This window comes from Pseudoalteromonas sp. Of11M-6 (genome assembly GCF_022347905.1).
Classification (GTDB): Bacteria; Pseudomonadota; Gammaproteobacteria; order Enterobacterales; family Alteromonadaceae; genus Pseudoalteromonas.
On the sequence record NZ_JAKRFW010000011.1, the window covers coordinates 88162 to 112628 of the forward strand.

The following is a 24467-nucleotide window of genomic DNA, read 5'->3' on the forward strand; positions in this document are numbered from 1 at the left end:
TACTCATGCTGCGTCGTTATTTTCAGGTGACAAAACCTGGGATCATTATGGGAAACTTGATTTCAGTCGCAGGAGGCTTTTTATTGGCCTCTCGAGGTGAAGTTGATTGGCTGCTATTTGCCTTGACTCTGCTAGGGCTATCTTTAGTCGTTGCGTCAGGTTGTGTAGTTAACAATGTCATCGACAGGGATATCGATGCGGCAATGGCTCGCACTAAAACTCGCGTGACAGTAACTGGGGAAATTTCCTCAGTTGCTGCACTGTCACATAGTCTGGTACTCGGATTATCTGGCTTTGGGCTCTTAGCCTATTTCACCAGTTGGATTGCGCTGGGTTTTGCCGCATTTGGGTTTTTTATTTATGTCGGTGTTTACAGCTTATACATGAAACGAAACTCAGTGTATGGCACGGTGGTTGGTAGCCTGTCAGGGGCAGTGCCTCCTGTGGTTGGTTACTGCGCAGTAAGCGGGGTGTTTGACTCTGGCGCTGCCATTTTATTATTGATGTTTTGTCTTTGGCAAATGCCGCACTCTTATGCCATTGCGATTTTCCGTTTTGAAGATTACCGGGCCGCGAATATTCCGGTGTTGCCAGTCGCGCAAGGTATTGAAAAGGCCAAGCATCACATTGTTTTGTATATCGCCATTTATGCACTGGTGGTGATGTTACTGCCGCTTAGCGGTTATACCGGCATAGCATTTATGGCTGTGGCCTGTACAACCAGTTTTTGGTGGTTATTGATGGCGCTAAAAGGATACCAAAGAGACTTAGATTTACATGGTTGGGCGAGGCAAGTATTTGCATTCTCAATAGCCAATATCACAGTCCTAAGTATCGCGATGGCGATTGATAATCACAGCACAGTTTCTGCGATGCTGTACTGATCGCAGATTATCCCAAAGTAACTAAAATCCAAAGGCCCACGGGGCCTTTTTTCGTTCTTATCTTAGTTTATACCAATTTGACTTAATACTTGCTCAATTTGAAGGAGTAAATCTGACGCTAACAGCGTTAAAAATTCCTCATTTAGAACAACTAAATAGCAAAATTTTTGCCTTGCCTACACGGATTTAGGTACCTTGGCGATAGCAGGACGCGGTAGCGGAGTTATCGACAAGATTTTCTCGCCTCAAAATAGACCACTTAATTAAGCAAGTTGGTATTATTTTACGTCGCTTGCTTTTTACCCATTTTATCTCCATATCCAGCTTATTGAGTAACCTGAGCTGTGGATAATCAATGCCTTTCTAGCAGCCAGTTTTAGCGCTAACTGCGTTGAATCCACTTCCAATAGCCAGCTATTGGTGCGTAAATTCGCCTTGTTTCCCCTAAAACTCTCTGGCTAGACAAAGAGAAAAACGAAGTTGTGTTTTAGCAGTAATGAGTTAGAACATTCGTTATCCAAACCTCAGGTTAAATAGATGAGAAGATAATAATGGATATAGGGATCACAGAAGTATTGTTGTTATTTACGGCGATCTTTATCGCGTCCTTTTTACTTTTTAAGGTCGTGCTATGGGCCAAAAAAATGCCAAAAGGCGCTTATCTATTTTTGGCTTTAATGCCGCTCATCTCTATTTTTCCTATTCCACCACCCGTTTTTAAAAATGTCGCTAAAGCCAAACAAGAACAACGTAAAAAAGCACCCAAATCAGAACCATAATCTCACAGGAAAATAGTTTAATGTCAGCTTCAATATTTATTGTTAACCTTACTTATGTTACTGAAATTGAACTGGTAGAGCCGCTGCTCGCCCCTCACATTGCGTTTTTAGATCGCTTCTATGCCAATGGTACTTTTATCGCCTCTGGCAGAAAAATCCCACGAACTGGTGGGGTGATTTTGGCAAAGGCGAGTAGTAAAACTGAGCTACTTGATATTGTTCGTCAAGATCCCTTTTATGTCGCCGAAGTGGCTCGGTATGACATTATCGAGTTTGTGCCAAGCAAGTTTGCATCTTGCTTTACAGAAGTAGAGAAATACCTTAATTCTTGAGTGCCCGCTTGGCCACGTCCGTATCGTGGCAGGTATAGGCCGTTGAAATAATCCCTTCGCTCAATAGAAACAGGCGCTCGACAGCGGCATCATCAGCGTCGTTGAACGATTGTTTGAGTAACGCTTTTACCGCAAGTTTGTGCCGCTGGCATAGTTGATTTATTGGATTGGTAAGCTCACCAAATTCTGCCGCCGTGTTGATAAAGTAACAACCACGGAAATCGCCCAGCACTGCCACTTTGTTATTAATCCACTGATCTAGCGCTGAAAATAGCTGCTCTGTGAGCTGTTCATTCGTTCGAGCATTTTCGAGGCAACGAGATAACCAAGATATAAATAGGTGATGCCGCTGCTCAAGTGTTGCAAGCACCAGTGCCTCTTTACTCTCAAAATGGTTGTACAGGGTTTTTTTAGCAATGCCAGATGACTTTAATACTTCGTTAATGCCAATGGCATGAATGCCATGTTGATAGAACAGGTCCATTGCGCAATCGATCAGTTGTTGTCTTTTTGTACTCATCAGTCAGCCATGTTTATTACCGTGATTATAGGTTGACAGAAGTAGACCAACTTGTCTACCATTTGCGGAGTAGACAAGTTGGTCTACTTTTTGGAAAGGGAAAGAATACAATGAGAGAAATACAACTTGCTTTAATTGCTGGAGCGGGGGCGTTTATCGCAATTGCAATATTGGCGTTTAGTCAAACGATAAGTGCTGAGCATATTTTTTTAATGGCATCTTTGGGCGCAACGGCAGTGCTGGTATTTGGTGTGCCCGAAAGTCCACTAGCGCAGCCTAAAAACGTCATCTTTGGACATATCATTACCGCAACAATCGGGATTATTTTTGCGCAGTATATCGGTGTTAACGAATTCACTTTGGCATTAGCAACGGGGCTTGGCGTATTTAGTATGTTAGTAACAAAAACCACCCACCCACCGGCTGGCGCGAATCCAATACTGATCATGTTGGCACTAGAGGGATGGAGCTTTTTATTTACGCCTGTGATTATTGGCGCCGTGGTGCTAGTCCTGGTTGGTAAAGCAACGTTAGCGGCTAAAACAAAGCTAACTACAATAACAGCTGCTTGATATGTTGATGTGCAGGCCTTATTCGCCTGCCTTCTCAAGCACAATCTGTTAGCTAGGTATTAGATTAGTTCATTGAAATTAATAAAAAATAAATAGCGATGACAAAATTTCATTAAGCGCGTTTTTGGGTTTCGTGCTAGCATGGCAGCAACGGAATTACTTTGTCTGATTGACCAATTGATAGCATTACATCTCTTTAGTCGGCTGTTTTATGGGGTACGTGGTGCCAAATGTACGAAAGAAGGCCTCCTCCTTAAGTCGAAATCTGCTGATAGTTTCATCCCCTTTAGCGCTATGACAGTTCCACCAGCACCTCAGCGTGGTTGGCTTGCTCAAAAAGTCCTGATCAAACAGGGTCACGAGACCTATGTGTTAAGTGTTAAAAATCAAGGTGCAGATGAGTTAGTGCAACAATTGCAACGACTTTGGATTTTACACCATGGCAAGCACTTGCAAGTCAAAGTTCGTAAAATTGAGCTGTTATTAACACGCCGATATCTTAGCCATCATAATCAAAGTCTAGTGCGTCATGTTTGCAGTGCCTTATGGTCCAGCTGGCAGCACCTAGATGACAATATCGTGCCAAGTTCGTTAAAGCCTCAATTAGCAACAGTGCGAGAAATTGCACTTTGGAATGAGCGTGAGGTTGCGGAATTTCAGTCTGCTTTTGTCGAACACTACTTGGCAAAAGACGCCAACTATTTTGACAGCATTGAATCAAATCCCCTTACGCTAGCTCAGCGTAAGGCTTGTGTGATCCAGGATGACAGGCAATTACTGCTTGCTGGCGCAGGCACGGGTAAGACAAGCGTTATCAAGGCCAAAGTTGGGTATCTTTTGCATCGTAAATTAGCTCAGGCGAATGAGCTGTTATTGCTTGCGTATGGTAATGATGCCGCGACGGAGATGCGTCAGCGCTGTCAGCCTCTCTGTAATACCTTAAATTGCTCTACCTTTCATTCGCTTGGCATGCAGATCATCGAAGCGGTTACAGGGGTAAAGCCAACAATTTCAAATCTAGCAACGGATAAAAAACTATTTAAACAATTTATTGCAGACACCGTGCAGTCGTTGCGACAAGAAAGCCACTTTGAGCGAGATTTTGCGCTATTTCTGAAAAGTTCGAGCACACAGCAAGCGTCACAGGCAATAGACTTAATAAGTCAGGTATTACCATTGATGAAGCATGCTCAAATAATGGGGGAGGTTGAGCAACTACTAACGCAATTTAGCAATCAAATGAGTGTGATCATGCCAGTTCTTGCGGAATATCAGCTGTATCTAAGCAATGAATCTAGCATCGATTTCGATGACATGCTGGAGCGGGCTATTTATTACGTAGAGTCTGGTCAGTTTATTTCACCGTGGAAGTTCATCTTGGTCGACGAATTTCAAGACATCTCCCGTGTGCGGGCAAAGCTCATTAAGGTGCTGCTAGATAAAAAAGCCGGCTCGCAATTGTTCGCCGTTGGTGATGATTGGCAGGCTATTTATCGCTTTAGTGGTGGCGATATGCGCCTAACTACCGAATTTACTCGCTATTTTGGTAAGTCGACGACCACATATTTGGATAAAACATTCCGTTATCCTCAAACCATTTTAGATACGGCGAGTGAGTTTATTTGCCGCAACCCAGAACAAATAACCAAGCATATCACTTCTCATACCACAGGCGTGGCAGGGCAGGGTGTGGTGAAAGTGATGGTGGATGACGAATTGTCGCAGGCGCAACAACTGCTCAATCTTATCGAGCAGCGCAACGAAGGAAAAGCTTCCGTTGCCCTACTGGCAAGAAATCACAGAGCATTACCTGATAAATCAAAGATTGCGCAGTGGCGGCAGCTCTATCCAGAACTTATTATTTCACATAACACCTTTCACGGTGCTAAAGGGACTGAAGCAGACTTTACGATAGTATTTGGTCTCAAGCATAGAAACTTTCCATCACAGGTAAAAACGCCAGCATTTGTCGATGCGCTTTTACCTGCACAAGGGGCATTTCCTGACGCAGAAGAGCGGCGCTTATTCTATGTGGCATTAACCAGAGCGAAGAAACAATGCTTTTTATTAGCACCAAATGATGCGCCTTCCTACTTCTTAGAGGAAATCGCATAATTATTAATCCCTGTTGATGGACTTGATCTTTTTGCGCCAGGCACTCATACAATTACTTGTTGAATTAAAAAATAAGCGAGGAAAGGATGAGTACGGATCTACTAAAAGACGCGTTGAAAAGATTAAACCATATAGTTGAAAAAACAGGAGTTAACGAGTCTACCTATCAAGCGTTAGCCCAGCCTCAAAGAACGCTGTCGAGCAACATTTCAATTCGTCGTGACAACGGTAAGCTTGATTATTTTAAGGCGTATCGTTGTCAATACAATGATTTACTAGGCCCAACAAAAGGCGGAATACGCTTCCATCAAGAATCTGATATGAGTGAGGTGCAAGCTTTAGCCCTTTGGATGACACTAAAGTGTGCGGCGGTTGGCGTGCCATTTGGCGGTGGTAAAGGTGCTGTAACCGTTGACCCTAAATCACTAAGTCCCATGGAGCTAGAGCGCCTTGCTCGAGCATATATTAGAGCTAATGCTGATTTTATTGGACCCAATCAAGATATTCCCGCACCGGATGTGTACACCAATGCCAGGATCATGGGTTGGATGATGGATGAATACGAGAAAATCGTCCGTAAAAAAAGTCCTGCCGTGATCACTGGTAAACCGCTTATTTTTGGAGGGAGTGAAGGGCGAGAGTCCGCCACGGGTCGCGGTGCATTTTTAATGATAGAGCGGCTTAGTGAAAAAAATAATTGGAATAAAGCGGAACAAACGGTAGCTATTCAAGGCTTTGGTAACGGTGGCTATCACTGTGCAAGGCTGTTGCAGCAAGCGGGTTATAAAGTCGTTGCAGTAAGCGATTCAAAAGGCGGGATTTACTTTAAAGATGGCTTAGATATAGAAAGCATTTATCAAGAAAAGCAACGCAATAAGGCGCTTAAAGCCGTGTACTGTGATGATTCAGTATGTGAAAGCGTTGAACATAAAATGCTGAGTAATGAAGAGCTGCTTGCGCTGGATGTGGACATTTTGGTGCCCGCAGCACTATCCGGCGCAATCACCCGAGATAACGCCAAAGCAGTATCAGCAAAATATATTGTCGAAATTGCCAATGGACCCATTGAGGCGGACGCCGACGAAATCTTGCATGAACAGGGCGTGATAGTTATCCCTGATATTTTAGCTAATGCCGGCGGCGTCATAGTAAGCTATTTTGAGTGGTGTCAGAATCGCCAAGGAGAGGCTTGGGACGAGCAAACTGTGCAAGATAAATTGGCGCAATATTTATCGAATGCATTTGAAGCGGCGTGGCAGCTGCGAAGTGATGAAGGGCTTGAAATGCGAGATGCCGTATACAAACTGGCATTAAAACGTATTGAGAGCGCCTTGGAAGCCCACGGGACACAATCTTACTTTGAAAATCGTGAGTAGTTTTTTAGATTGTGTCGATAAATTTTTTTTGCTGTACTGTTTTCTGGTGAGTCCACATAATCGCGCTTTTGTTTGGGGGCCGGTGATACACGAACCTGCTTAGGTGTTTTCACTTAACAATTCGTGTCGACAGCGACCCTCTTATTCCGCTACTCAAGGGGCAATTCGTATGCGCGGTTGGATCATTTACAAAGACTCTGCCAGTTTGTTAAAACCTGAAATTTATGAAATAGATAGATTAATGGCGGTGGCAAAGGAAGAAGGTATTGATCTTCAAGTTTACTCACCAGATCAATTCGATCTATTAGTAACCAGGGAAGATGAAGAAAGTATTCTAATCGATGGTCAGCCGGTTGCGTTACCTGACTTTGTACTGCCGCGTATGGGTGCAGGCACGACTTACTTTACGCTTGCGATTATTCGTCACCTTGAACGTTTAGGCGTACATTGTTTTAACTCTTCGCAATCTATCGAAACCGTAAAAGATAAGCTGTACGCGCAGCAGATCCTTGCAGAGCAAAACTTACCAACACCAAAAACCATGTTGGTTAAGTTCCCTGTAAATATTGAACTGGTAGAGAAGCAAATTGGTTTCCCAGTCGTGATTAAAACGCTGTCAGGCTCGCAGGGCAGCGGCGTATTTTTGTCTAAATCACGCGGTGAATTTGATGATTTGATGCAACTTATTGAAGCAACAAATCCAAAAGCAAATATCATTTTGCAGCGTTTTGTGAAGTCGAGTCATGGTCGAGACTTACGTGTATTGACCATTGGCGGCCGTGCTGTAGCGTGTATGGAGCGCAATTCTGGCGGTAAGAACTTTAAGGCCAACGTGAGTTTAGGTGCAAAAGGTAGCCCACACCCGATCACCCCTGAAATCGAATGGCTAGCAACACAAACTGCTAATATCTTGAATCTAGATGTCGCTGGCATCGACTTATTATTCGATGAAGAGCATTTTAAAATTTGTGAAGCAAACTCAAGTCCAGGTTTTGAGGGGCTTGAACAGGCTGTAGACATTGATGTGGCGAGAGAGATTTTACACTTTATACGCATTCGCTTAGGGATCTTTAACCGCACTGGTCAACCAAAGAAGAGCAGTAACGGTACTAAAGCGAGCAAAGAAAAAGCAGCGGAATAATAGCGCTGAGTAATAACGAAAAAGGAGCTAGGTCAAGCTCCTTTTTTGTGCGTGAAGGGCTCAAGCGCGCCTCGTAGTGCGTCGAGCTGAATAGGCTTGGACAGGAAGTTATTCATGCCAGCTTCATAACAGGCTTCCTTATCCGACTCTGAAGTATTGGCGGTCAACGCAATAATGTGCGGCCCTTGGCGTTTCTCTTTTGACAGCCTACGAATACTGCGAGTGGCTTCGAAGCCATCCATAATCGGCATGACGCAATCCATAAACACAATATCAAAGGTTTTGTCTTGGCATGATTTTACGGCTTGCTCTCCGTTATAGACTTTGTCGATGTGAGTTGCACCAAACTGATTCAGTAACTTTTCCATCACCAGTACGTTGATTTGATTATCATCTACAAGCAGGATATTACATTCTGATAAGGAAATATGCTGCTCTTCAGTCTTTTGTTCTTGTACGTCGTCGGCCTCGTCTGCAAATTCTATTGGGAAGGTAACGACAAAGGTACTTCCTTTACCCAACTCACTTTCTACCTGTACTTCGCCTTGCAACAAATTACAGAGCTCAAATACGATTGAAAGGCCAAGGCCAGTACCACCAAAATGCCGACTTACACTGGCATCGCCTTGGCTAAATGGCTGAAAAAGATGTACTTGATTGGTCTTAGCAATCCCTATGCCTGTGTCTGAGACACTTAATTGTAGAACCGGTGAAGTTTCACTTCCCAGCACGTCGGCATAAATATCGATACTACCCGTTGGTGTAAATTTGATGGCGTTACTCACGAGGTTTGCAATAATTTGTTTAACTCGCGTCGGATCTGAATAAAGCCAATTTGTGCCTTGTTTATGAATATGGAAGTTAATTGAAAGCCCTTTTTCGCGACAGGCTGGACTGTACAGGCCTACAACTTGTTCGACTAACTGATGAAGATCAAACGGAGTATTGTCTAGCTTCAGGTTATTACTATTTAACTTACTGAAGTCTAATACGTCGTTTATTAATGTGATCAACATATCTGCACTGTTGACTGCGACGCTCAGGTTGCTCTTGATTTCTTTTATGTCGGTTTCTTTTCTGCACGCTTGAAGCATGCCGACTAATCCGTTCAGCGGGGTTCTTAATTCATGGCTGATTTTGGCGATAAATTCACTCCGGGTTTTAAGAAGTTGCTCCGCTTCTTCGCGCTTTTGCTCCAATGCAATACGCATTTTGACTTGTTCATCTATATCTTGAATGGCACCAAAAACCCGAACGCATTCGCTATTTTCATATTCACCTTGACCGTGAGAGGCGACCCACTTTTCGTTGCCGTTGGCATCAATAATAATGGATTCTATGTCCCATTTGGTTTTGGAGGTGATGGCGTCGTCTATGGCTTGTTTAATGTTTCCTTGATGTACGCCGGGTTTATAGAAGCTGATGGCATTGTCGAGTGTTGGTGTAAAGTTATCATCAACGCCATGAATGAGTCGCGTTTGTTGGCTCCAATACACTTTGTTCTTTTTAAAATCGACTTCCCATGAGCCAATATCAGCAAGACGGCTCATCGCTGCTAATGCTTGTGATCGGTGTTGTATCTTTTTTAACGCCTTTTGCCGAGAAATTTCAACACCAATCCATTGACCTAATAAACTTACGTAATCTAAGTGCTCCTGACTGAACGCCTGGGCTTTGGCACTAGATGCGGAAAAGTTGACGGTACCATAGCGTTTACCATCAACAATAATCGGCGCACCAATGTAGCTCTCTAGGCCAAAGTTTGCGTAGCAAGGGTGAGTGGCAATTTCGCTGATACCAGCGTGATGAAAAGACAGTGCGCTGTCAGCTTGTAAAGTGTGCCAGCAATAGGTGTTCGCCAGTTCAAAATCCGTACCTGCTAACAAAGAATTATCTGGAGTGATCACATGCCTTACTGTGTATATATCAGCTTGAATTTCACTGACGATTGCAATATCAAGCTCAAACACATCGAGGCCAAGTGTCAGCAGCGCCGTCACCTTTTCTTCAAATGTGGTGTCTTGGTTTGTGGTGATGAGGTGTAATCGTTTTAAAATACTCACAAATTTCACATTGGCAGTACAAGGCAGTTAATCACTTAACTTTAACCGCTCTTTGCTAACTTGCCAACATTAAATCGTTTGAATCTGTCGAGATAATTTCCGTTTTTCAAAGGATTATGAATAAAATAGTCGACGCGGGATTTTCACAATTTTTTAAGGCAAGTCTATGAAATACGTAGGTCTACTTTTTTTATTAATGACAACGGTCGTAAGTGCACAAACACTTCGTGTTGCTACCTTTAATGTCAGTATGGAAGCAACGAACTATCAACAAAAAGGGCAAGCACTGGACTCTCAAAAGCTCAGTAAACTGCTACAGAATGGTCAACATCAACAAATCAGAAATATTGCAGAAATCATTCAGCGTGTTCGCCCAGATGTGATTCTACTTAATGAATTTGATTACATCGCTGAACCAAATAAAGGTGTACGGGCATTTGTAAATAACTATCTAGCGCAACCTCAAGCGGATCAGCAGCCGATATCGTACCCTTACTTTTATATTGCGCCAGTCAATACTGGATTACCAACACCGTATGATTTAGATAATGACGGCAAGCAATCTAGTTATGGCGGTGATGCCCAAGGGTTTGGTTTATATGAGGGGCAATATGGGATGGTTGTACTGTCAAAGTACCCGATTAAAAAAGAGCAGGCCCGAACTCTGCAGACCTTTCTTTGGAAAGATATGCCAGACCATAAGGTCACAACAGACCCTGTGACGAAACAGCCTTGGTATAGTGAGCAAGAGTGGCAAAATTTGAGACTAAGCTCAAAATCTCACTGGGATCTGCCAATTGAAGTGAACGGTAAATTATTTCACCTGCTGGCGATGCATCCAACGCCTCCAGTTTTTGATGGTGAAGAGGATAGAAATGGCAACAGAAATCACGATGAGATCCGATTAATGGCCGATTATATCGACCCTAAACGTAGCCAGTACATTTATGATGATAATGGCGTTAAAGGTGGCCTTAAAAATGATACACGGTTTGTCATTGTCGGTGATTTAAATGCTGCCGATACAGGGGATAAACATAGACCTGGTGTGATAGAACAATTATTAGATAACCCTAAAGTATTCTCGGACTTAGCGCCAACGAGTAGAGGCGGAAGTGAACATAGCAAGGAAAGTGCGAGTCGCAGCTATACCGCACATTGGGGGGCACGCGTAGATTACGTACTACCATCCAAGTTCGGCTTTCGAGTACTTAGCAGCGGGGTTTTCTGGCCAAGCAAAGAAGATGAATTATTCCGTTTAGTGGAAAGTCGTCATGCCAGCTCCGATCATCGCCTAGTTTGGGTGGACGTGGAAGTTAAGTGAGCTCAGTGATTGGTCAACCGTGTCGCTTACTACAAATTTAAACAATGACTAACGGAACTAAACCGAAATAACCTCTAAGCTTGCGCTTAATGAATAGGAGAGTGTGATGAAAAGAATTCTATTAAGTGTTGGTTTAGCGGTTTGGTTATCTGGGTGTGCTCATCATGATGATGTGCGTCCATCGTCTGATGGTGTGCATAATATTATGTTATTTTCCGACAGCCGTGATGCGGGTAGTAAAGAAGCATTAAAGCAGGCTAGACACTATTGCAAACAAGCTGATATGGTCGCGTATGTTGTGAATCTAGATATCATTTATAACAGCGATACGCCTGAGAGTACTTATATCACGCAAAAAGGCGTAGCTAACGCCGTTGAGGCTGCCGGTATGGCGATGTGGATTTTTGGTCGAAATAGTGTCGATGATGCAGGGGCTGCAATGACCATAGGTGGAGGAATAGCCGATGGTGCGCTCGGTAAGCCTTATGATGTGCGATTAAATTTCAAATGTGGATGAATGATTAGTCAGCACGTCTAACGTCGCAACATGCTTCAATCTTCATCCTTTTTTGGATTGTTTTGAGGCGTGTTGTTTTTGGATGTTACTTTATCTTTGTCAAAAGGTGCCGTTTGCTCGTCTATTTTCTTTTTCATTTCAAATTTGGCGGAATACTTTAACAACGCAATATTGCTCCAAATCACCCCTAACACGCCAGCAATGATCAAGACCACTTGCCATGTTTCTAATTGATTGCCCATTCTAGCTCCTCAAAAAAGCCCTATTTTTTAAATTTGTCCTGAAATAGGTGAGCATTTTAGCGCGACTGTTGATATTATTCACCACCTAGTCATTTCGCGATAATTATGCTGCATATATTTACATTCTGAGGATAATAGCGCATTCATGGAACAAGTGTTAATTTGGCCTGCTCAGTATCCCATGCTGTTAAAGGGGTTAATCGAACAAAACGGTGCTTACATTCTAGATGCCATAGAGGCATGGCCGAATTGCCAACAAATGAAAGATGAGCAGGGCGTAACGACCACTGTTCTACCTCCTTTATTTTACCTCGCTTGGTTACGACCGCTAGAGCCGTTCGAAGCCTGTTATTTTCAGCATATTGATGACTATGACGATAAACAGCGTCAATACGTTAATAGCGTGATTCAACACATTGAGGAAAATGATACTGATCAGGATGAGCTAATAAAAACACTCATTCAGCGTCTTGGCCAGTACTCTAATATTCAAGCTCAGGTGCAAGAGCAAAGCTTATCGTTTGTAGAGTTGCTCAGTGACAAACATTATGAAAAAACGCTGATATGGCTACTGGAGAAAGGGCTTAAGTTTAGCGCGAAAGAAATTGTTTCTCTGTGGTGCAACAGCTCGGAGGCAACACATGCGGCACTATTGACTCATATTGATACTTGTCTGCTTGACCGAGCAGCCACGGCTAAACTAGCAACAGATAGTTTGCTGGATGGACAGCAGACTTTTGAGCTGCTTTGCACTATGTGTGACAAAGATGAAGTAACGGGTCTTTTGGAACAAGCGCTATTGTTCCAGCTAACCCAACAACAGGTGAAGCAATCAGCGATTATCACCTTAGTCACGCAGGGCGCGACAGGAACTGCGAGAGATAGCAGTGGGCGCTCAGCTATTATGTTAGCGGTTGAAAATGGCTTTGTGAGCGCGGTTGAAACCATGTTGCCGCACCATAAAGTAAATGAATTGGACGAATCGGGCAGGAACTTAATGCACTATGCGGCGGCATCGAACTCTGCAGCTATGATCGAAATGATTTTTGAACATGGTGATGACCCGACGCTTGCGGATATTCATGGCGACACCCCTTACCGTGTGGCTATGAAAAATCAGGCGCTTACTTCTAAGCAAACATTTGAGCAGCACGGTATTATCGAGCTTTCTAATGAGGCAAAGTATCAAAAAATAAAAACTGTCCATATTCTTTATGCCTTTGCTGCTATTTTGCTACCACTGCAGTTATTTTTATTCTTTACTGATGAGGTGGATGAAAAAACCATCGCAACACTTGTCACTACGGCAGCTTCTATCGCAATTTTTGTTTTTGCGAGGCGTAAACGCAGCAACCCTCTATACCCAAACAGCTCAACGCCTTGGTCACTGATCGGGGTAAATGCGTTAGCATGGCTTAGTATTGGTGTGCAGATATTGTTTTCAGTATTGGTGTTGATAGCCGTACTATCGTTGCAGTAGCTTACAGTGACGAACTAAGCTGACGGATTGATGCTAAAAAGCGCAGTTACTTCATTGAAGACTGCGCTTTTTTAATGGAGTTATGCGAGCGAGATTATGGCTCTTTATGCTCGTGCGCTGCCTTTTCGTCAGCAAGGTCTTCTTTTAACTTGCGGATCTTCAACCCTAACTCTTGGCCTCTGTGTCTTGCATAGTAAGTGCAACCAATAAACATGGACGTTGCAAAGCCAATCTCAAGCAGGACTAACAATAGCTCGTCTGGAGATGTCCACAACAGGGTAAAGCCGTGGATAAAATAAAACATTACGACAAAGTTTGCCCACGCATAAGTGTATGGCTTATCTTGTAAAATACCTTTAAGCGGGAGTAATAAAGGTAAAACGTACACCACGAAGACAAAGCCCAAGCTGTAACCTTCTCTTGGTGCAAGCACAAAGAGCCACAGTGGCATCAGGATCAAAAGACCAAAATACCCGACTAGCGCAAAGCGTTGAAAGCGTCTAGTGATGGGCTTTTTTGCAATTTCATTCATGTTAACTTTTCCGCGACGCGTAGCAGTCGACTCGCTGCTGCACGACAAATTTTGATTTCTGTTTGAGTGAGTGAAACATTGTTTTGGCTGCCCGCAACATGTGTTGCACCGTAAGGCGTTCCGCCCATTTCGGTCGCCAAAAGCTCTGGAACATCATAGGGGATACCTAACAACATCATGCCGTGGTGTAATAACGGTAAGGAGAGGTTGAGTAGGGTAGCCTCGTTGCCACCGTGCATACTGCTTGAAGACGAAAATACGCAGGCTGGTTTATCGATGAGCGTGCCTTTAAGCCACAAATCGCTGGTGGTTTCCCAAAACGCTTTCGCTTGGGCTGCCATCATGCCAAAGCGTGTTGGAGTACCGAACGCTAACCCGTCGCATGCTACTAAGTCTTGCTTTGTTACGATCACATCATGGTCTTGGCGCTTCTCAAATACGCGCACTATGGCTTCACCACCTTGTGACACTATGGTGTCTGCAAATTCGTGCGCCATATTCGCCACAGAGCCATGACTGGAGTGGTATAAAATAAGAATTTTACTCATTACAGGATATTAAGCACCGACTCTGGAGGCCTGCCAATCGCCGCCTTATCACCTTTAACAACGATAGGACGCTCAATCAGTTTAGGGTTTTCAAGCATGGCAGTGCGCAGTGTCGCTTCATCCGATTCTTTCGATAGTCCAAGCTCTTTGTAGAGCGTTTCTTTGCTACGTACAAGCTGATGAGCAGAACTAAATCCAAGTTTAGAAAGTAAATTAGCCAAAGTGTCACTATCGATTGGCGTCTTTAGGTATTCAATAACGGTAGGATTAACGCCATTGGACTCTAGTAAAGCTAGGGTTTCACGTGATTTTGAACAACGCGGGTTGTGATAGATTTCTACTGACATGATTTCGCTCTAATTCGTAATGTAAACGGATCATAGCTTAATGTAGAGATGACGAAAAGCGATGTGCAAGAAAATTGGCTTAAATACGTTTCTACTATTGCTGTAAGCAATCGCCAAGCATCACAGCTTAGCGATTTCTTTTTGCATATTACGGTATTGGCTAAGTAGCGCTTTTAATCTGGTACGCTTGATATCTTCGTTATCTTCGACATGATTGAGTGCACGCTGGACTTCATCCGCGGCTTTAGTAAATGCGCCATATTGTGCGTAAACCCCTGCTTTTGACTCATGATACGCAGCCTTGTTTTCTTGGGCTTCATAGGCTTGTGTGAGTAAATCACGGGCGAGAATATGATCCGGTTTCTCAAGCAAAAAGATCTTAAGCAATTGCTCGGCAACTTCATACTGTTTTGCTTTTATTGCGGCATTGGCATAGTTTAGCGTGATAACTTGGTTATTGGGTCTGAGTTGATGTTGAGCTTGAAGCATCTCAACCGCTTTGCCAGAATGCTCTGTCGCAATTAAATAATCGGTATACACATCAAGATAAAACAGGTTATTCGGATCTTTTTCTAACAACTCATCCAATAGTTTGCCAGCTTCCTCGTATTTTTTTTGATCGAGTAACGTAATTGCTAATCCGTATTGTAGCGGGCGCTTGTCGAGCTCTGCTGAGTGCTTTAGAGCGTTTCTGAAAAAGGCTTCACCAGCATCTTCTGAATAATAGTATCGTGCAAGCACACGGCTTTTAGCTAACGCGTAGGAAAGGCTTGAGGGATAATGCTTTTTCTCGAATTGTTGTGCCCTAAGCCTAACGTCCGACACTCGACTGTCAGGTAACGGGTGCGTAAGCAAAAATGCAGGGGGCTTATTTTTAAAACGAATTTGATCCGAGAGCTTAGTTAAAAACTCACTGGCCGCATAGGGGTCAAAGCCGGCTTTATGTAGTGTATTCATACCAAATCGGTCGGCTTCTTGCTCGGCTTTTCGGCTATGCGTTAGTTGGTTCAACGATGATTGCGTTTGGCTTGCGGATAAAATGGCGATACCCGCATCTGGGGCAACTACGGTTGCCAAAATACCAGTAATAAGCCCCGCTATGGTCAAGGCGCTGTTGTCTTTTGCGTTTTGTACGCGGCGTGCTAAATGACGTTGGGTAACGTGCGCAATTTCGTGGCCAATAACGGATGCTAATTGACTCTCATTATCGGATTGCGCAATGAGTCCCGTATGTACACCAACGTGGCCTCCATAAAAAGCGAAGGCATTAATATCTTTGTTATTTATCCAAAAAAAGGTAAATGGAAAGCGTACGTCATTAGCATTGGCGACGAGGCGATTGCCTAGGCTGGTTAAGTACTCTTCAAGTACCGGATCGCCAACCACTGGGGAGCGAGAGCGCAGCTGCATCATCATGACTTCGCCGATCGCTTGTTCTTTTTCAATAGGTAGTACTTGGAGAGCTGAAGTGCCTAAATCTGGTAGTTTCAGTTCTGTTTGTGCAATAGCGCTGCTTGATGCAGCGAGCGCAAATGTTAAAACGATTGAATTTAATAGGGGTTTTAACCGCATTTTAATCCCTTTTAAGGTCTTCTCCGAGCATGATCCTAGCTAAGTCGACTTCATCATTGCATGCTCGAGCATCTTTTTCACAAAGTTGGTAAAAATCTTTTATTGAGACCCCAGCAACACTAGTGATGTTCAATTCTTTTTGCAAAAACGTCACTGTCATATGCAGCACTTTGTGCGCATGAAGTATCAGAGCTTTGTCAGCTATATCACCGCGTTCAAAGTAAAACGCAATGAATTTATGGAGCTGGTTGATGCGCAGTAAGTTTTTCATCGTATGCGGATCCCATACTCGAAACTCCAAAAAACGATTGTCTTTAACATAGGCATCAATCTTGGTGCCTTTGGCTATTGGGTAAGCCCAAAGCTCAAAACCTCTGTCAGTAAATGCTTGATGTAACGCGATTTGAGGTTTATTGTCACAGTGAATTATGCCACTGTCATCTTCATAACCACCTAATAGTTCTATATTCCAATTTCGCTTATCTAGCAAACGCTTTACCGCATTGTCAAAGCCGTGATGGAGCAGACCTTCACATTCACTTACCGCTGAGGCGACAAGGTGATAAAAAGGCGGAAGTTCTCCCCAATTAATTTGCTTTTTGTACCAATTTATTTCTTTTAGTGTTGGATTGGCTGGCAATCGGGCCTTATTATTAACGCCTGGCATTAAGATTCCCAAGAAGTAGAGTATGCTATTAAGAATAAACCATCAACGCCTTGAGGGCTACCGCATTGAGTGATTTGTGTGGAGACAAGACGACAAAATTTGTACATGATCTACGAGAATTTACCTGTCCTGCATTATTTGTTCAGTTTAAGTGGCGGTTAAAGCGCCATGACTATACTCTAGGCAAACTAAAATTGCTGATGAGTCAGGATCAGAGCTTGTTAGATATCAAAAAGTATTTGGATGGTAACTCGGTGAGTTACCAAATTATTGAAATTGAAAGCGGTGAAGTGTGTTTGGAGATCATGGATGTTTGAGTTAGTAAAAGCGTGGTATATCAAAAAGTTTTCAGATCCACATTCCGTTACTCTATTGCTTATGCTAGTTGCTACGGTTGCTTTGCTGTACTTTTTTGGCAGTTATGTCATGCCGGTACTGGTCGCAATTGTGATCGCCTATTTACTAGAGTGGCCAGTGAATAAGCTCACCCGAGTGACTGGCAGTAGGATGTTATCAGCAGTAGTCGTAATGGCGGTATTTGTGGGCGTCGCTTTGGGGCTGGTATTTGGTATCGTTCCTGTTCTGTGGCAACAGTTAAGTAACTTGCTCCAAGAAAGTCCAACCATGGTAGAAGAGGGTAAGGACTTCCTTTTACATTTACCTGAATACTACCCGACGCTGATCTCTACAACTCAGGTACAGGCAATTGTGAGCTCTGTGGAAAGTAAATTGCTAGAGCTTGGCGAAGTTATTGTCTCAGCCTCGTTAACCTCATTAAAAGACGTTGTCGCATGGATGATTTATTTGGTCTTAGTGCCACTGCTTGCTTTTTTCATGTTGAAAGACAAGTCAGAACTTACATCTGGAGTGTCAAAAATTATACCTAAGGACAGAAAGCTTATTTCACAAGTGTGGCATGAGATGGACCAACAAATCATGAATTATATTCGTGGTAAAGTTTTTGAGATTGTCATCGTTGGTGTAGTGAGCTTTGTGACCTTTTCTATTTTGGATTTACGCTATGCCGCATTACTGGGGACATTGGTTGGACTTTCTGTACTTATCCCATTTATTGGTGCTGCACTCGTTACCTTACCCGTTGCCGCAGTAGCTTTGTTTCAATTTGGTCTAGCGCCAGAATTTTGGACCATTCTCATCGCGTACGGCATTATTCAAGCATTAGATGGTAATGTTTTAGTGCCGTTATTGTTTTCAGAAGCTGTGGATCTTAACCCTGTTTATATTATTGTTGCAGTATTATTTTTTGGTGGTTTATGGGGGTTTTGGGGGGTATTCTTTGCTATTCCACTTGCATCTCTGGTCAAGGCGCTGATCAATGCATGGTCGAGTAAGAGTGAAGAACTATTGGTGAAATAGTGAAGTTTTTTTGATGTTAGTCGGCTCATGAGCCGACTATAAATAAGTAGTTATTGTGTGACTCTACCCGTGCTTTCACGAACCACCATGCTCGGTGTGAACACATGTGAGACTTCTTTATCATTTTTTCGATGTCCACGTGTTTTAGAAAACAATAGACGCGCAGCATGTTCAGAAATAATGTTGTTAGCCTGATGTGCAGTCGTAAGCTTTGGCCAAGTTTGACGGGAGAATGGAGAGTCCTCAAAGCCACTGATAGACAATTGACCCGGGATCTCTATATTCATCAGCCGCGCAGCAAATAAAGCTCCAGCGGCTACCTCATCGTTACCACCTAAAATCGCAGTGATTTGGTTTGGATTACCATCGGCCAGCAGCGCTTTAGCGCCTTTTACTCCAGATTCAAATGAGTACGTGCCGTGATAGAGCAGTGTATCGTCTTGTTTTATATCGTGTGCTTTCAGCGCATCGCGATATCCAGCTAGTCGCTCTGCAGTTGATTTATGCTCTTCATCGCCAAGTACAAACGCAATTCTGTTATGTCCAAGTTGGATCAGGTGCTCGGTAATTTCATAGGCTGCAGCGTAGTCGTCAACAAAGATACAGTTATTTGCGCTGTTTTCCGCTTCTTGCGCTCGGCCTGAAAGTAGACGCACGTAATGAATGCCCAGCTCATCTAGCATATCAATAATGGTTTGTTGCTCGGATAGAGGAGGAGTCAAAACCAAACCTGCAAGACGTGAGCGTTTGATCATAGTGACGAATTCTTCGGCCATATTTTCCGAATTGGATTCACAGGGGTGGATGACGAGTTCATACCCTTCATCCCTACAGCGAGATAACACCCCATTTTGCATATCAATGACATAATACGCATTGGGATTGTCGTAGACCAAGCCAATTGCAAATGAAGAAGTACCAGCTAAGTTTCTCGCAGCAATATTAGGCTGATAATTAAGCTCTTTTACAGCCTGCATTACTTGATCGTAGGTTTTTTTTCTAACCGAAGGTTCTTTATTGATTACCCGCGATACGGTTTTCATAGATACGCCAGCTAGCTTGGCAACATCATTAATAGTGACTTTCATGTAATTGTTCTTCTATTTACAGGTCTGTATCGATCATTATTAAGCACAGAGGAATAGTAGCGCTTTATGTATGCAGAAGCTAGCGCCCAATTTCTGAGATATTTAGCCGCTCAGGTGACTATTGGCTTAATAACAGGATCATCTGTTTTTCTTAGTCTATCTAATAAGTACAGAATTTAGCACTACAATTCGCAGAAATAAATGAATGATACCGGTGTCAAAAATTTTATTTTAGGTTATTATTCGCAATGTAAAATTGAAAAGAAGCGATTTGACAGCGTTGTCATTTTGGCATAATGTGCTTGTTTAATAATGTTTCTTTGTTGTTACTACCTGAAAAGTAAGGTAACTAACAATCACTTACGTCTTAGGGGAATATGTAATGGGTGGTCGTGTAGATTTGGATAGTTGGCAAAAGCTCAGTAGTTCTGCGCAGCGAGTAGAGCAGCAGCATTTAAAAACGATGTTTGCAAACGATGCACAAAGATTTGAAAAGTTCTCTCGTCAAATCCCAGGTGTGTTGTTCGACTTTTCCAAGCAACGCATTGACGACCAAACATTCTCTGAAATGATGCAGCTCGCAAAAGAGAGCGATATCGCGCTTTGGCGAGAAAAGATGTTTTCTGGTGAAAAAATAAATATCACCGAAGACCGAGCGGTTTTACATACGGCGCTGCGTAACCGAGCAAATACACCTATTTATGTGGATGGTGTAAATGTTACTGAACAAGTCAATGCAGAATTAGAAAAACTACAAGCATTTAGTAACCGAGTTCGTTCAGGTGAGTGGCAAGGGTATACAGGCAAAGCTGTAAAAGATGTGGTTGCGATTGGCGTTGGTGGTTCTAACTTAGGTCCGCAAATGGTGACTGATGCGCTAGCCGCGTATGCAGATGACACGCTAAACGTGCATTATGTTTCGAATGTTGACGGTGTACAGATTGCTTCAGTACTAAAAGGTTTGGATGCAGAAACCACCTTGTTTGTTGTGTCATCAAAAACGTTCACGACCTCTGAAACCATGACCAATGCAAAGACTGCCGTTGAGTGGTTTTTGAATGCTGCAAGTGATAGAGCGGCAATCGCCAAGCATTTTGTTGCGGTGAGCACCAATCTTGAGAAGACCAGAGCGTTTGGTATTAGCGATGACAACGTATTTACGATGTGGGACTGGGTTGGCGGTCGTTTCTCGCTTTGGAGCGCGATAGGATTGCCAATCGCACTTTATTTAGGCTTCGATAAGTTTGTCGAAGTGCTTGAAGGTGCGTTTGAAATTGACGAGCACTTTAAAACGGCAAACAACGAAGACAATATTCCACTGTTGATGGCGTTACTCAGCGTTTGGAATACCAGTTTCTTAGGGTATCAAGCACAAGCGATTTTGCCTTATGATCAGGCGCTTCATATGCTGCCTGCGTATTTACAACAAGGTGAAATGGAAAGTAACGGTAAGCATGTTACTTTTGCAGGAGAACAGGTAAACTATACGACTGTGCCAATTATTTGGGGCATGACAGGGATAAATGGCCAACACGCTTTTTATCAGTGTTTACACCAAGGTAATGTGATTGTACCGGCTGATTTTATCGCTTCAATTGAACCGCAAAACAAAGTAGGCCAGCATCACGATATTTTACTGTCTAACTTCTTTGCGCAAACGGAAGCGATGATGGCGGGTGTAGATGCACAGCAGGTTCGTGAAGATTTAACGGCTAAAGGTAAGTCGGATGCGGAAATCGACAAGTTGATCCCGCATAAAATACACCAAGGTAACCGTCCAACCTCTTCATTTATCTTAGATAAGGTAGATGCAAAAGCTGTGGGCCGACTAATTGCCTTGTATGAACACAAAATTTTCTGCCAAGGCATTATTTTGGATGTGTGTTCATTTGACCAGTGGGGTGTTGAGCTTGGTAAAGGGCTTGCTTCAAATATTGAAGCCGAGCTAACGCAAGAAGGCGTTACTAACCCGCATGATAGCTCAACGGCGGGTCTAATCGCTTATTACAAGCAAAAGAGAACAAATTAATACTTCGAGTGGAACTGGAAGTAAACAAAATACCTTTGAACGGGTAGCGCTGGAGTGCTTAGAACCTGTATTTTTGTGAGAGGAAATACAGGTTTCTAAGACTCATTTATACCAACTTACTTAATCCCTCAAATTGAGCAGGTATTAAGTCGAATTGATATTACTAGTGCATTGCAATCGAAATCATCACCCGTTACACAATGAGTTTGGTAGGCTTTGGAGTGGCTCCAAATCGAATAAACACTGCGTGCTTGTAGTGCACGCCTAACCTAATGAGAGTGAATTATGCTTAATCCTTTTGACATCGTAATTTTTGGTGGGGGAGGCGATTTAGCACTTCGCAAACTCCTACCTGCCTTGTATCGTGCATATCAAGAAGGTAACTTACCTGAAGGCACTCGCATCTTACCGACCGTTCGTGAACAAAACAAACAACAAGAATTTATCGAAACGGCACATATCGCATTACAAACTCACCTTGGCAAAGGCGAATACAACAAGAAAGATTGGTCCGCATTTGAACAGTTTTTAGTACCTGTGATAGTCAATGTTACTGAAGAAGACCAACACTGGGATAAGCTGAAGAATATTTTAGCTGATGGGGAAGATAAGTCTCGTGTCTTCTACTTGTCACTTCCTCCAGCGGTTTATGGTCGTTGTTGTGAGTTATTATCAATCAAAGGGCTAATCACAGAGCAATCACGTGTAGTTGTTGAAAAGCCTATTGGTTACTGCGGTAAATCTGCAGAAGAAATTAATGCCAAAATCGGTGAGTTCTTCTCGGAAGAGCAAGTATTCCGTATCGATCATTACTTAGGTAAAGAAACGGTTCAAAACCTGATGGCGCTTAGGTTCTCAAACGCACTGTTCGAGAATTTATGGGATGCTAAAGCCATAGATAATATTCAGATCAGTATCTCTGAAACGGTAGGTCTTGAAAGCCGAGCTGGCTTCTACGACAAAGCGGGCGCGCTTCGTGATATGGTGCAAAATCACTTATTGCAACTACTTTGCTTGGTTGCGATGGAGTCACCACATAAACTTAATGCCAACAGTATTCGCACTGAAAAGCTTAAAGTATTAGAAGCGCTTAGACCGCTAATTGACTCAGATGTAGATAATAATGTTGTGCGTGGTCAATATGTACCAGGCGACCTTGAAGGTAAGCTGGTACCTGGTTACCTAGAAGAGCTGGGCGAAGGGTCGAGTAAAACAGAAACATTTGTTGCTATTCGTGCTCACATTGATAACTGGCGTTGGTCTGGTGTGCCTTTCTATTTAAGAACAGGCAAGCGTATGAAAAAGCGTTGTGCTGAAATTGTGGTTGAGTACAAGCCTGTTTCTCACAACGTCTATGGTGATGCGGCGGGTCCAATTCAGCCAAACCGCTTGGTGATAAGATTACAGCCTGAAGAAAGTATTCAATTAACGCTAATGTCTAAGCGTCTAGATAACCTTGAAATGCAACTAGAGCCAGTGACGCTAAATATCTCATTGAGTGAAAAGTATAACAATGGCTATCATTCAGATGCATATAAGCGCTTAATGCTAGACGCAGCTGCAAATAACCCTGCTTTATTTATTCACCGTGACGAAGTACGCCAAGCGTGGCAGTGGGTTGATCCAATCATTGAGCGTTGGCAGAGTAAAGGGACTCCGTCACTTTATCGTGCTGGCTCTTGGGGTCCTGAAGATGCCGATGAACTGCTTGAAGAAAACAAACATGTTTGGTTCAATGCGGGAGAGCAAGCGTAATGGCACAGTTAACAGAAAGAAACTTCAACTCGAAAGACGAAATGACAGCAGCGCTTGCAGAGCTACTTCAAACTGGGCTCAGTCAAGGTATTGAGCAAGACGGTGAAGCGGTGTTGCTAGTGTCTGGCGGTTCATCACCGGCTCCAGCGTATCGTTACCTTTCAGGTGTTGAGCTAGGCTGGGACAAAATTACGGTTGCTATGGTTGATGAACGTTGGGTCGAACCGGATCACGAAAAGTCTAACGAAGCATTTATTAAGTCGACATTGCTGAAAGACAAAGCGGCAAATGCTCGATTTGTGACAATGAAGAATGCGGCAGAGTCAGCAGAAGAGGGCGCTGATCTATGTGAGTCTGCTTATGCGGCGTTGAAAAAGCCGTTTGATGTCACTATTTTAGGAATGGGGCCGGATGGTCATACCGCCAGTTTATTCCCAAGTGCAAATGGCCTAGAACACGCATTAACGACCACAAACACCGTGTGCGCAATTAATGCTCATCAAAGCGAAGTGACAGGTGAGATCACCGAGCGCATGAGTTTGTCTTTGGCAGGAATAGCTAATTCTAAGGCGGCTGTTTTATTGATCTCTGGTGATGAAAAAAAAGCGGTGTATGAAGCAGCAAAACAACCCGGCTCAGAGTATGAAGTACCACTGCGTGCAGTATTAAATCATCCTGATATTAATTTGACCGTATTCTGGTGCCCGTAACCCGAGTGCATCTACTAAAAATAGTAAAATGCAAGGCTGGCGTGATAGCTGGCCTTACCTTGATTACTTGAGTCAATTGATTGAATATCTCTAGACATTCAGCTCGAAGCGACAACACTTCTTACTTCTTACTTCTTACTTCTTACTTCTTACTTCTTACTTCTTACTTCTTACTTCTTACTTCTTACTTCTTACTTCTTACTTCTTACTTCTTACAATAAGTCCCGTAATAGGGTATTCAAATTTGTGCAAAAGATAGTGATAGCTAACTCGCTAATCTTAGATTTTATAAGCCTTTGTCATAAAAAATTCTCTTAAAAGAACTAGACAGTACTTACAGATAAATCTATAATGACAGCGTTGTCATTGATATTGATTCTCATCTTTAGCTTCTGCCCAAGCTTGATGAGGGAATTGAATACACATCCCCTTGTGTGTATTCAGATAATTAAAATGTCCCTTTATTAAGACAATTCCATCTTAAAACCCTACAGCAG

24 protein-coding genes are annotated in these 24467 nt (G+C 43.1%); 15 read left to right on the top strand and 9 right to left on the bottom strand.

Annotated elements, in window-relative coordinates:
- The first annotated feature begins 5 nt into the window (after positions 1–5).
- From cyoE to MHN32_RS07760, 3 genes are all read left to right on the top strand, one after another.
- Positions 6–884: a heme o synthase gene (gene cyoE, locus MHN32_RS07750; RefSeq protein ID WP_239421447.1), complete on the top strand. Its 879-nt coding sequence runs from the start codon at positions 6–8 to the stop codon at positions 882–884.
- Between the two features lie 551 nt (positions 885–1435).
- On the top strand, positions 1436–1663 hold the full coding sequence (locus MHN32_RS07755; RefSeq protein ID WP_237117314.1) for a hypothetical protein: 228 nt from the start codon (positions 1436–1438) through the stop codon (positions 1661–1663).
- A 20-nt stretch (positions 1664–1683) separates the two neighbouring features.
- Positions 1684–1995 (top strand): YciI family protein, encoded by a 312-nt coding sequence (locus MHN32_RS07760; protein WP_010606492.1) that lies wholly within the window; start codon positions 1684–1686, stop codon positions 1993–1995.
- Here the strand turns inward: MHN32_RS07760 and MHN32_RS07765 are convergent.
- Positions 1985–2515 carry a TetR/AcrR family transcriptional regulator gene (locus MHN32_RS07765; protein ID WP_237117315.1) on the bottom strand — a complete coding sequence of 177 codons (531 nt, stop codon included), beginning with the start codon at positions 2513–2515 and terminating at the stop codon, positions 1985–1987. The two genes, MHN32_RS07760 and MHN32_RS07765, sit on opposite strands and share 11 nt — an antisense overlap.
- Positions 2516–2625: 110 nt before the next feature.
- Here MHN32_RS07765 and MHN32_RS07770 point away from each other — a divergent pair, with 110 nt between their 5' ends.
- The 4 genes from MHN32_RS07770 (at position 2626) to MHN32_RS07785 (ending at position 7719) form a co-directional block, all read left to right on the top strand.
- Complete coding sequence (locus tag MHN32_RS07770; protein WP_239421448.1) at positions 2626–3087, top strand: HPP family protein; 462 nt, start codon at positions 2626–2628, stop codon at positions 3085–3087.
- A 141-nt stretch (positions 3088–3228) separates the two neighbouring features.
- On the top strand, positions 3229–5202 hold the full coding sequence (locus MHN32_RS07775) for a UvrD-helicase domain-containing protein (RefSeq protein ID WP_239421449.1): 1974 nt from the start codon (positions 3229–3231) through the stop codon (positions 5200–5202).
- A gap of 86 nt (positions 5203–5288) precedes the next feature.
- Positions 5289–6578, top strand: a complete 1290-nt coding sequence (locus MHN32_RS07780) for a Glu/Leu/Phe/Val dehydrogenase (RefSeq protein WP_239421450.1) — start codon at positions 5289–5291, stop codon at positions 6576–6578.
- 169 nt (positions 6579–6747) lie between these two features.
- On the top strand, positions 6748–7719 hold the full coding sequence (locus MHN32_RS07785) for a RimK family alpha-L-glutamate ligase (protein ID WP_102056561.1): 972 nt from the start codon (positions 6748–6750) through the stop codon (positions 7717–7719).
- A 32-nt stretch (positions 7720–7751) separates the two neighbouring features.
- Here the strand turns inward: MHN32_RS07785 and MHN32_RS07790 are convergent, their stop codons facing one another.
- On the bottom strand, positions 7752–9782 hold the full coding sequence (locus MHN32_RS07790; RefSeq protein ID WP_239421451.1) for an ATP-binding protein: 2031 nt from the start codon (positions 9780–9782) through the stop codon (positions 7752–7754).
- 166 nt (positions 9783–9948) lie between these two features.
- Here MHN32_RS07790 and MHN32_RS07795 point away from each other — a divergent pair, with 166 nt between their 5' ends.
- Both MHN32_RS07795 and MHN32_RS07800 read left to right on the top strand, forming a co-directional pair.
- The gene (locus MHN32_RS07795; RefSeq protein WP_239421452.1) at positions 9949–11106 is read left to right on the top strand and encodes an endonuclease/exonuclease/phosphatase family protein; all 1158 of its coding nucleotides are present in this window, start codon (positions 9949–9951) and stop codon (positions 11104–11106) included.
- Between the two features lie 106 nt (positions 11107–11212).
- Positions 11213–11623, top strand: coding sequence for a hypothetical protein (locus MHN32_RS07800; RefSeq protein ID WP_017218873.1), 411 nt, complete (start codon positions 11213–11215; stop codon positions 11621–11623).
- A gap of 35 nt (positions 11624–11658) precedes the next feature.
- Here MHN32_RS07800 and MHN32_RS07805 read toward each other — a convergent pair whose 3' ends face one another.
- A complete protein-coding gene (locus MHN32_RS07805; RefSeq protein WP_010606500.1) occupies positions 11659–11865 on the bottom strand; it encodes a DUF2897 family protein in 207 nt (68 codons plus the stop codon).
- Between the two features lie 145 nt (positions 11866–12010).
- Between MHN32_RS07805 and MHN32_RS07810 the strand changes: the two genes are divergently transcribed.
- A complete protein-coding gene (locus MHN32_RS07810) occupies positions 12011–13345 on the top strand; it encodes an ankyrin repeat domain-containing protein (RefSeq protein WP_239421453.1) in 1335 nt (444 codons plus the stop codon).
- Positions 13346–13439: 94 nt separating this feature from the next.
- On the opposite strand, the gene MHN32_RS07815 is transcribed toward MHN32_RS07810, so the two are convergent.
- From MHN32_RS07815 to MHN32_RS07835, 5 genes are all read right to left on the bottom strand, one after another.
- Complete coding sequence (locus MHN32_RS07815; RefSeq protein WP_102056565.1) at positions 13440–13877, bottom strand: DUF2069 domain-containing protein; 438 nt, start codon at positions 13875–13877, stop codon at positions 13440–13442.
- Positions 13874–14425: an NAD(P)H:quinone oxidoreductase gene (gene wrbA / locus MHN32_RS07820; RefSeq protein WP_102056566.1), complete on the bottom strand. Its 552-nt coding sequence runs from the start codon at positions 14423–14425 to the stop codon at positions 13874–13876. The genes MHN32_RS07815 and wrbA overlap by 4 nt, the downstream gene beginning before the upstream one ends.
- Positions 14425–14772, bottom strand: coding sequence for an arsenate reductase (glutaredoxin) (gene arsC / locus MHN32_RS07825; RefSeq protein ID WP_010606504.1), 348 nt, complete (start codon positions 14770–14772; stop codon positions 14425–14427). Before arsC ends, wrbA begins: the two co-directional genes overlap by 1 nt.
- 120 nt (positions 14773–14892) lie before the next feature.
- On the bottom strand, positions 14893–16344 hold the full coding sequence (locus MHN32_RS07830; protein WP_239421454.1) for a M48 family metalloprotease: 1452 nt from the start codon (positions 16342–16344) through the stop codon (positions 14893–14895).
- A gap of 1 nt (position 16345) precedes the next feature.
- Complete coding sequence (locus tag MHN32_RS07835) at positions 16346–17011, bottom strand: hypothetical protein (protein WP_010606506.1); 666 nt, start codon at positions 17009–17011, stop codon at positions 16346–16348.
- 65 nt (positions 17012–17076) lie between these two features.
- Here MHN32_RS07835 and MHN32_RS07840 point away from each other — a divergent pair, with 65 nt between their 5' ends.
- Both MHN32_RS07840 and MHN32_RS07845 read left to right on the top strand, forming a co-directional pair.
- Positions 17077–17328 carry a hypothetical protein gene (locus tag MHN32_RS07840; protein ID WP_010375515.1) on the top strand — a complete coding sequence of 84 codons (252 nt, stop codon included), beginning with the start codon at positions 17077–17079 and terminating at the stop codon, positions 17326–17328.
- Positions 17321–18388, top strand: coding sequence for an AI-2E family transporter (locus tag MHN32_RS07845; RefSeq protein ID WP_010606507.1), 1068 nt, complete (start codon positions 17321–17323; stop codon positions 18386–18388). Before MHN32_RS07840 ends, MHN32_RS07845 begins: the two co-directional genes overlap by 8 nt.
- A 50-nt stretch (positions 18389–18438) precedes the next feature.
- Here the strand turns inward: MHN32_RS07845 and MHN32_RS07850 are convergent, their stop codons facing one another.
- Positions 18439–19476, bottom strand: a complete 1038-nt coding sequence (locus MHN32_RS07850; RefSeq protein WP_239421455.1) for a LacI family DNA-binding transcriptional regulator — start codon at positions 19474–19476, stop codon at positions 18439–18441.
- A 382-nt stretch (positions 19477–19858) separates the two neighbouring features.
- Here MHN32_RS07850 and pgi point away from each other — a divergent pair, with 382 nt between their 5' ends.
- The 3 genes from pgi (at position 19859) to pgl (ending at position 23970) form a co-directional block, all read left to right on the top strand.
- Positions 19859–21505, top strand: coding sequence for a glucose-6-phosphate isomerase (pgi, locus tag MHN32_RS07855; protein ID WP_239421456.1), 1647 nt, complete (start codon positions 19859–19861; stop codon positions 21503–21505).
- A 285-nt stretch (positions 21506–21790) separates the two neighbouring features.
- Entirely contained in the window at positions 21791–23260 is a 1470-nt protein-coding gene (gene zwf / locus MHN32_RS07860) for a glucose-6-phosphate dehydrogenase (RefSeq protein WP_239421457.1), read from the top strand.
- Positions 23260–23970 carry a 6-phosphogluconolactonase gene (pgl, locus tag MHN32_RS07865; protein WP_102056572.1) on the top strand — a complete coding sequence of 237 codons (711 nt, stop codon included), beginning with the start codon at positions 23260–23262 and terminating at the stop codon, positions 23968–23970. Before zwf ends, pgl begins: the two co-directional genes overlap by 1 nt.
- Positions 23971–24467 lie beyond the last annotated feature (497 nt).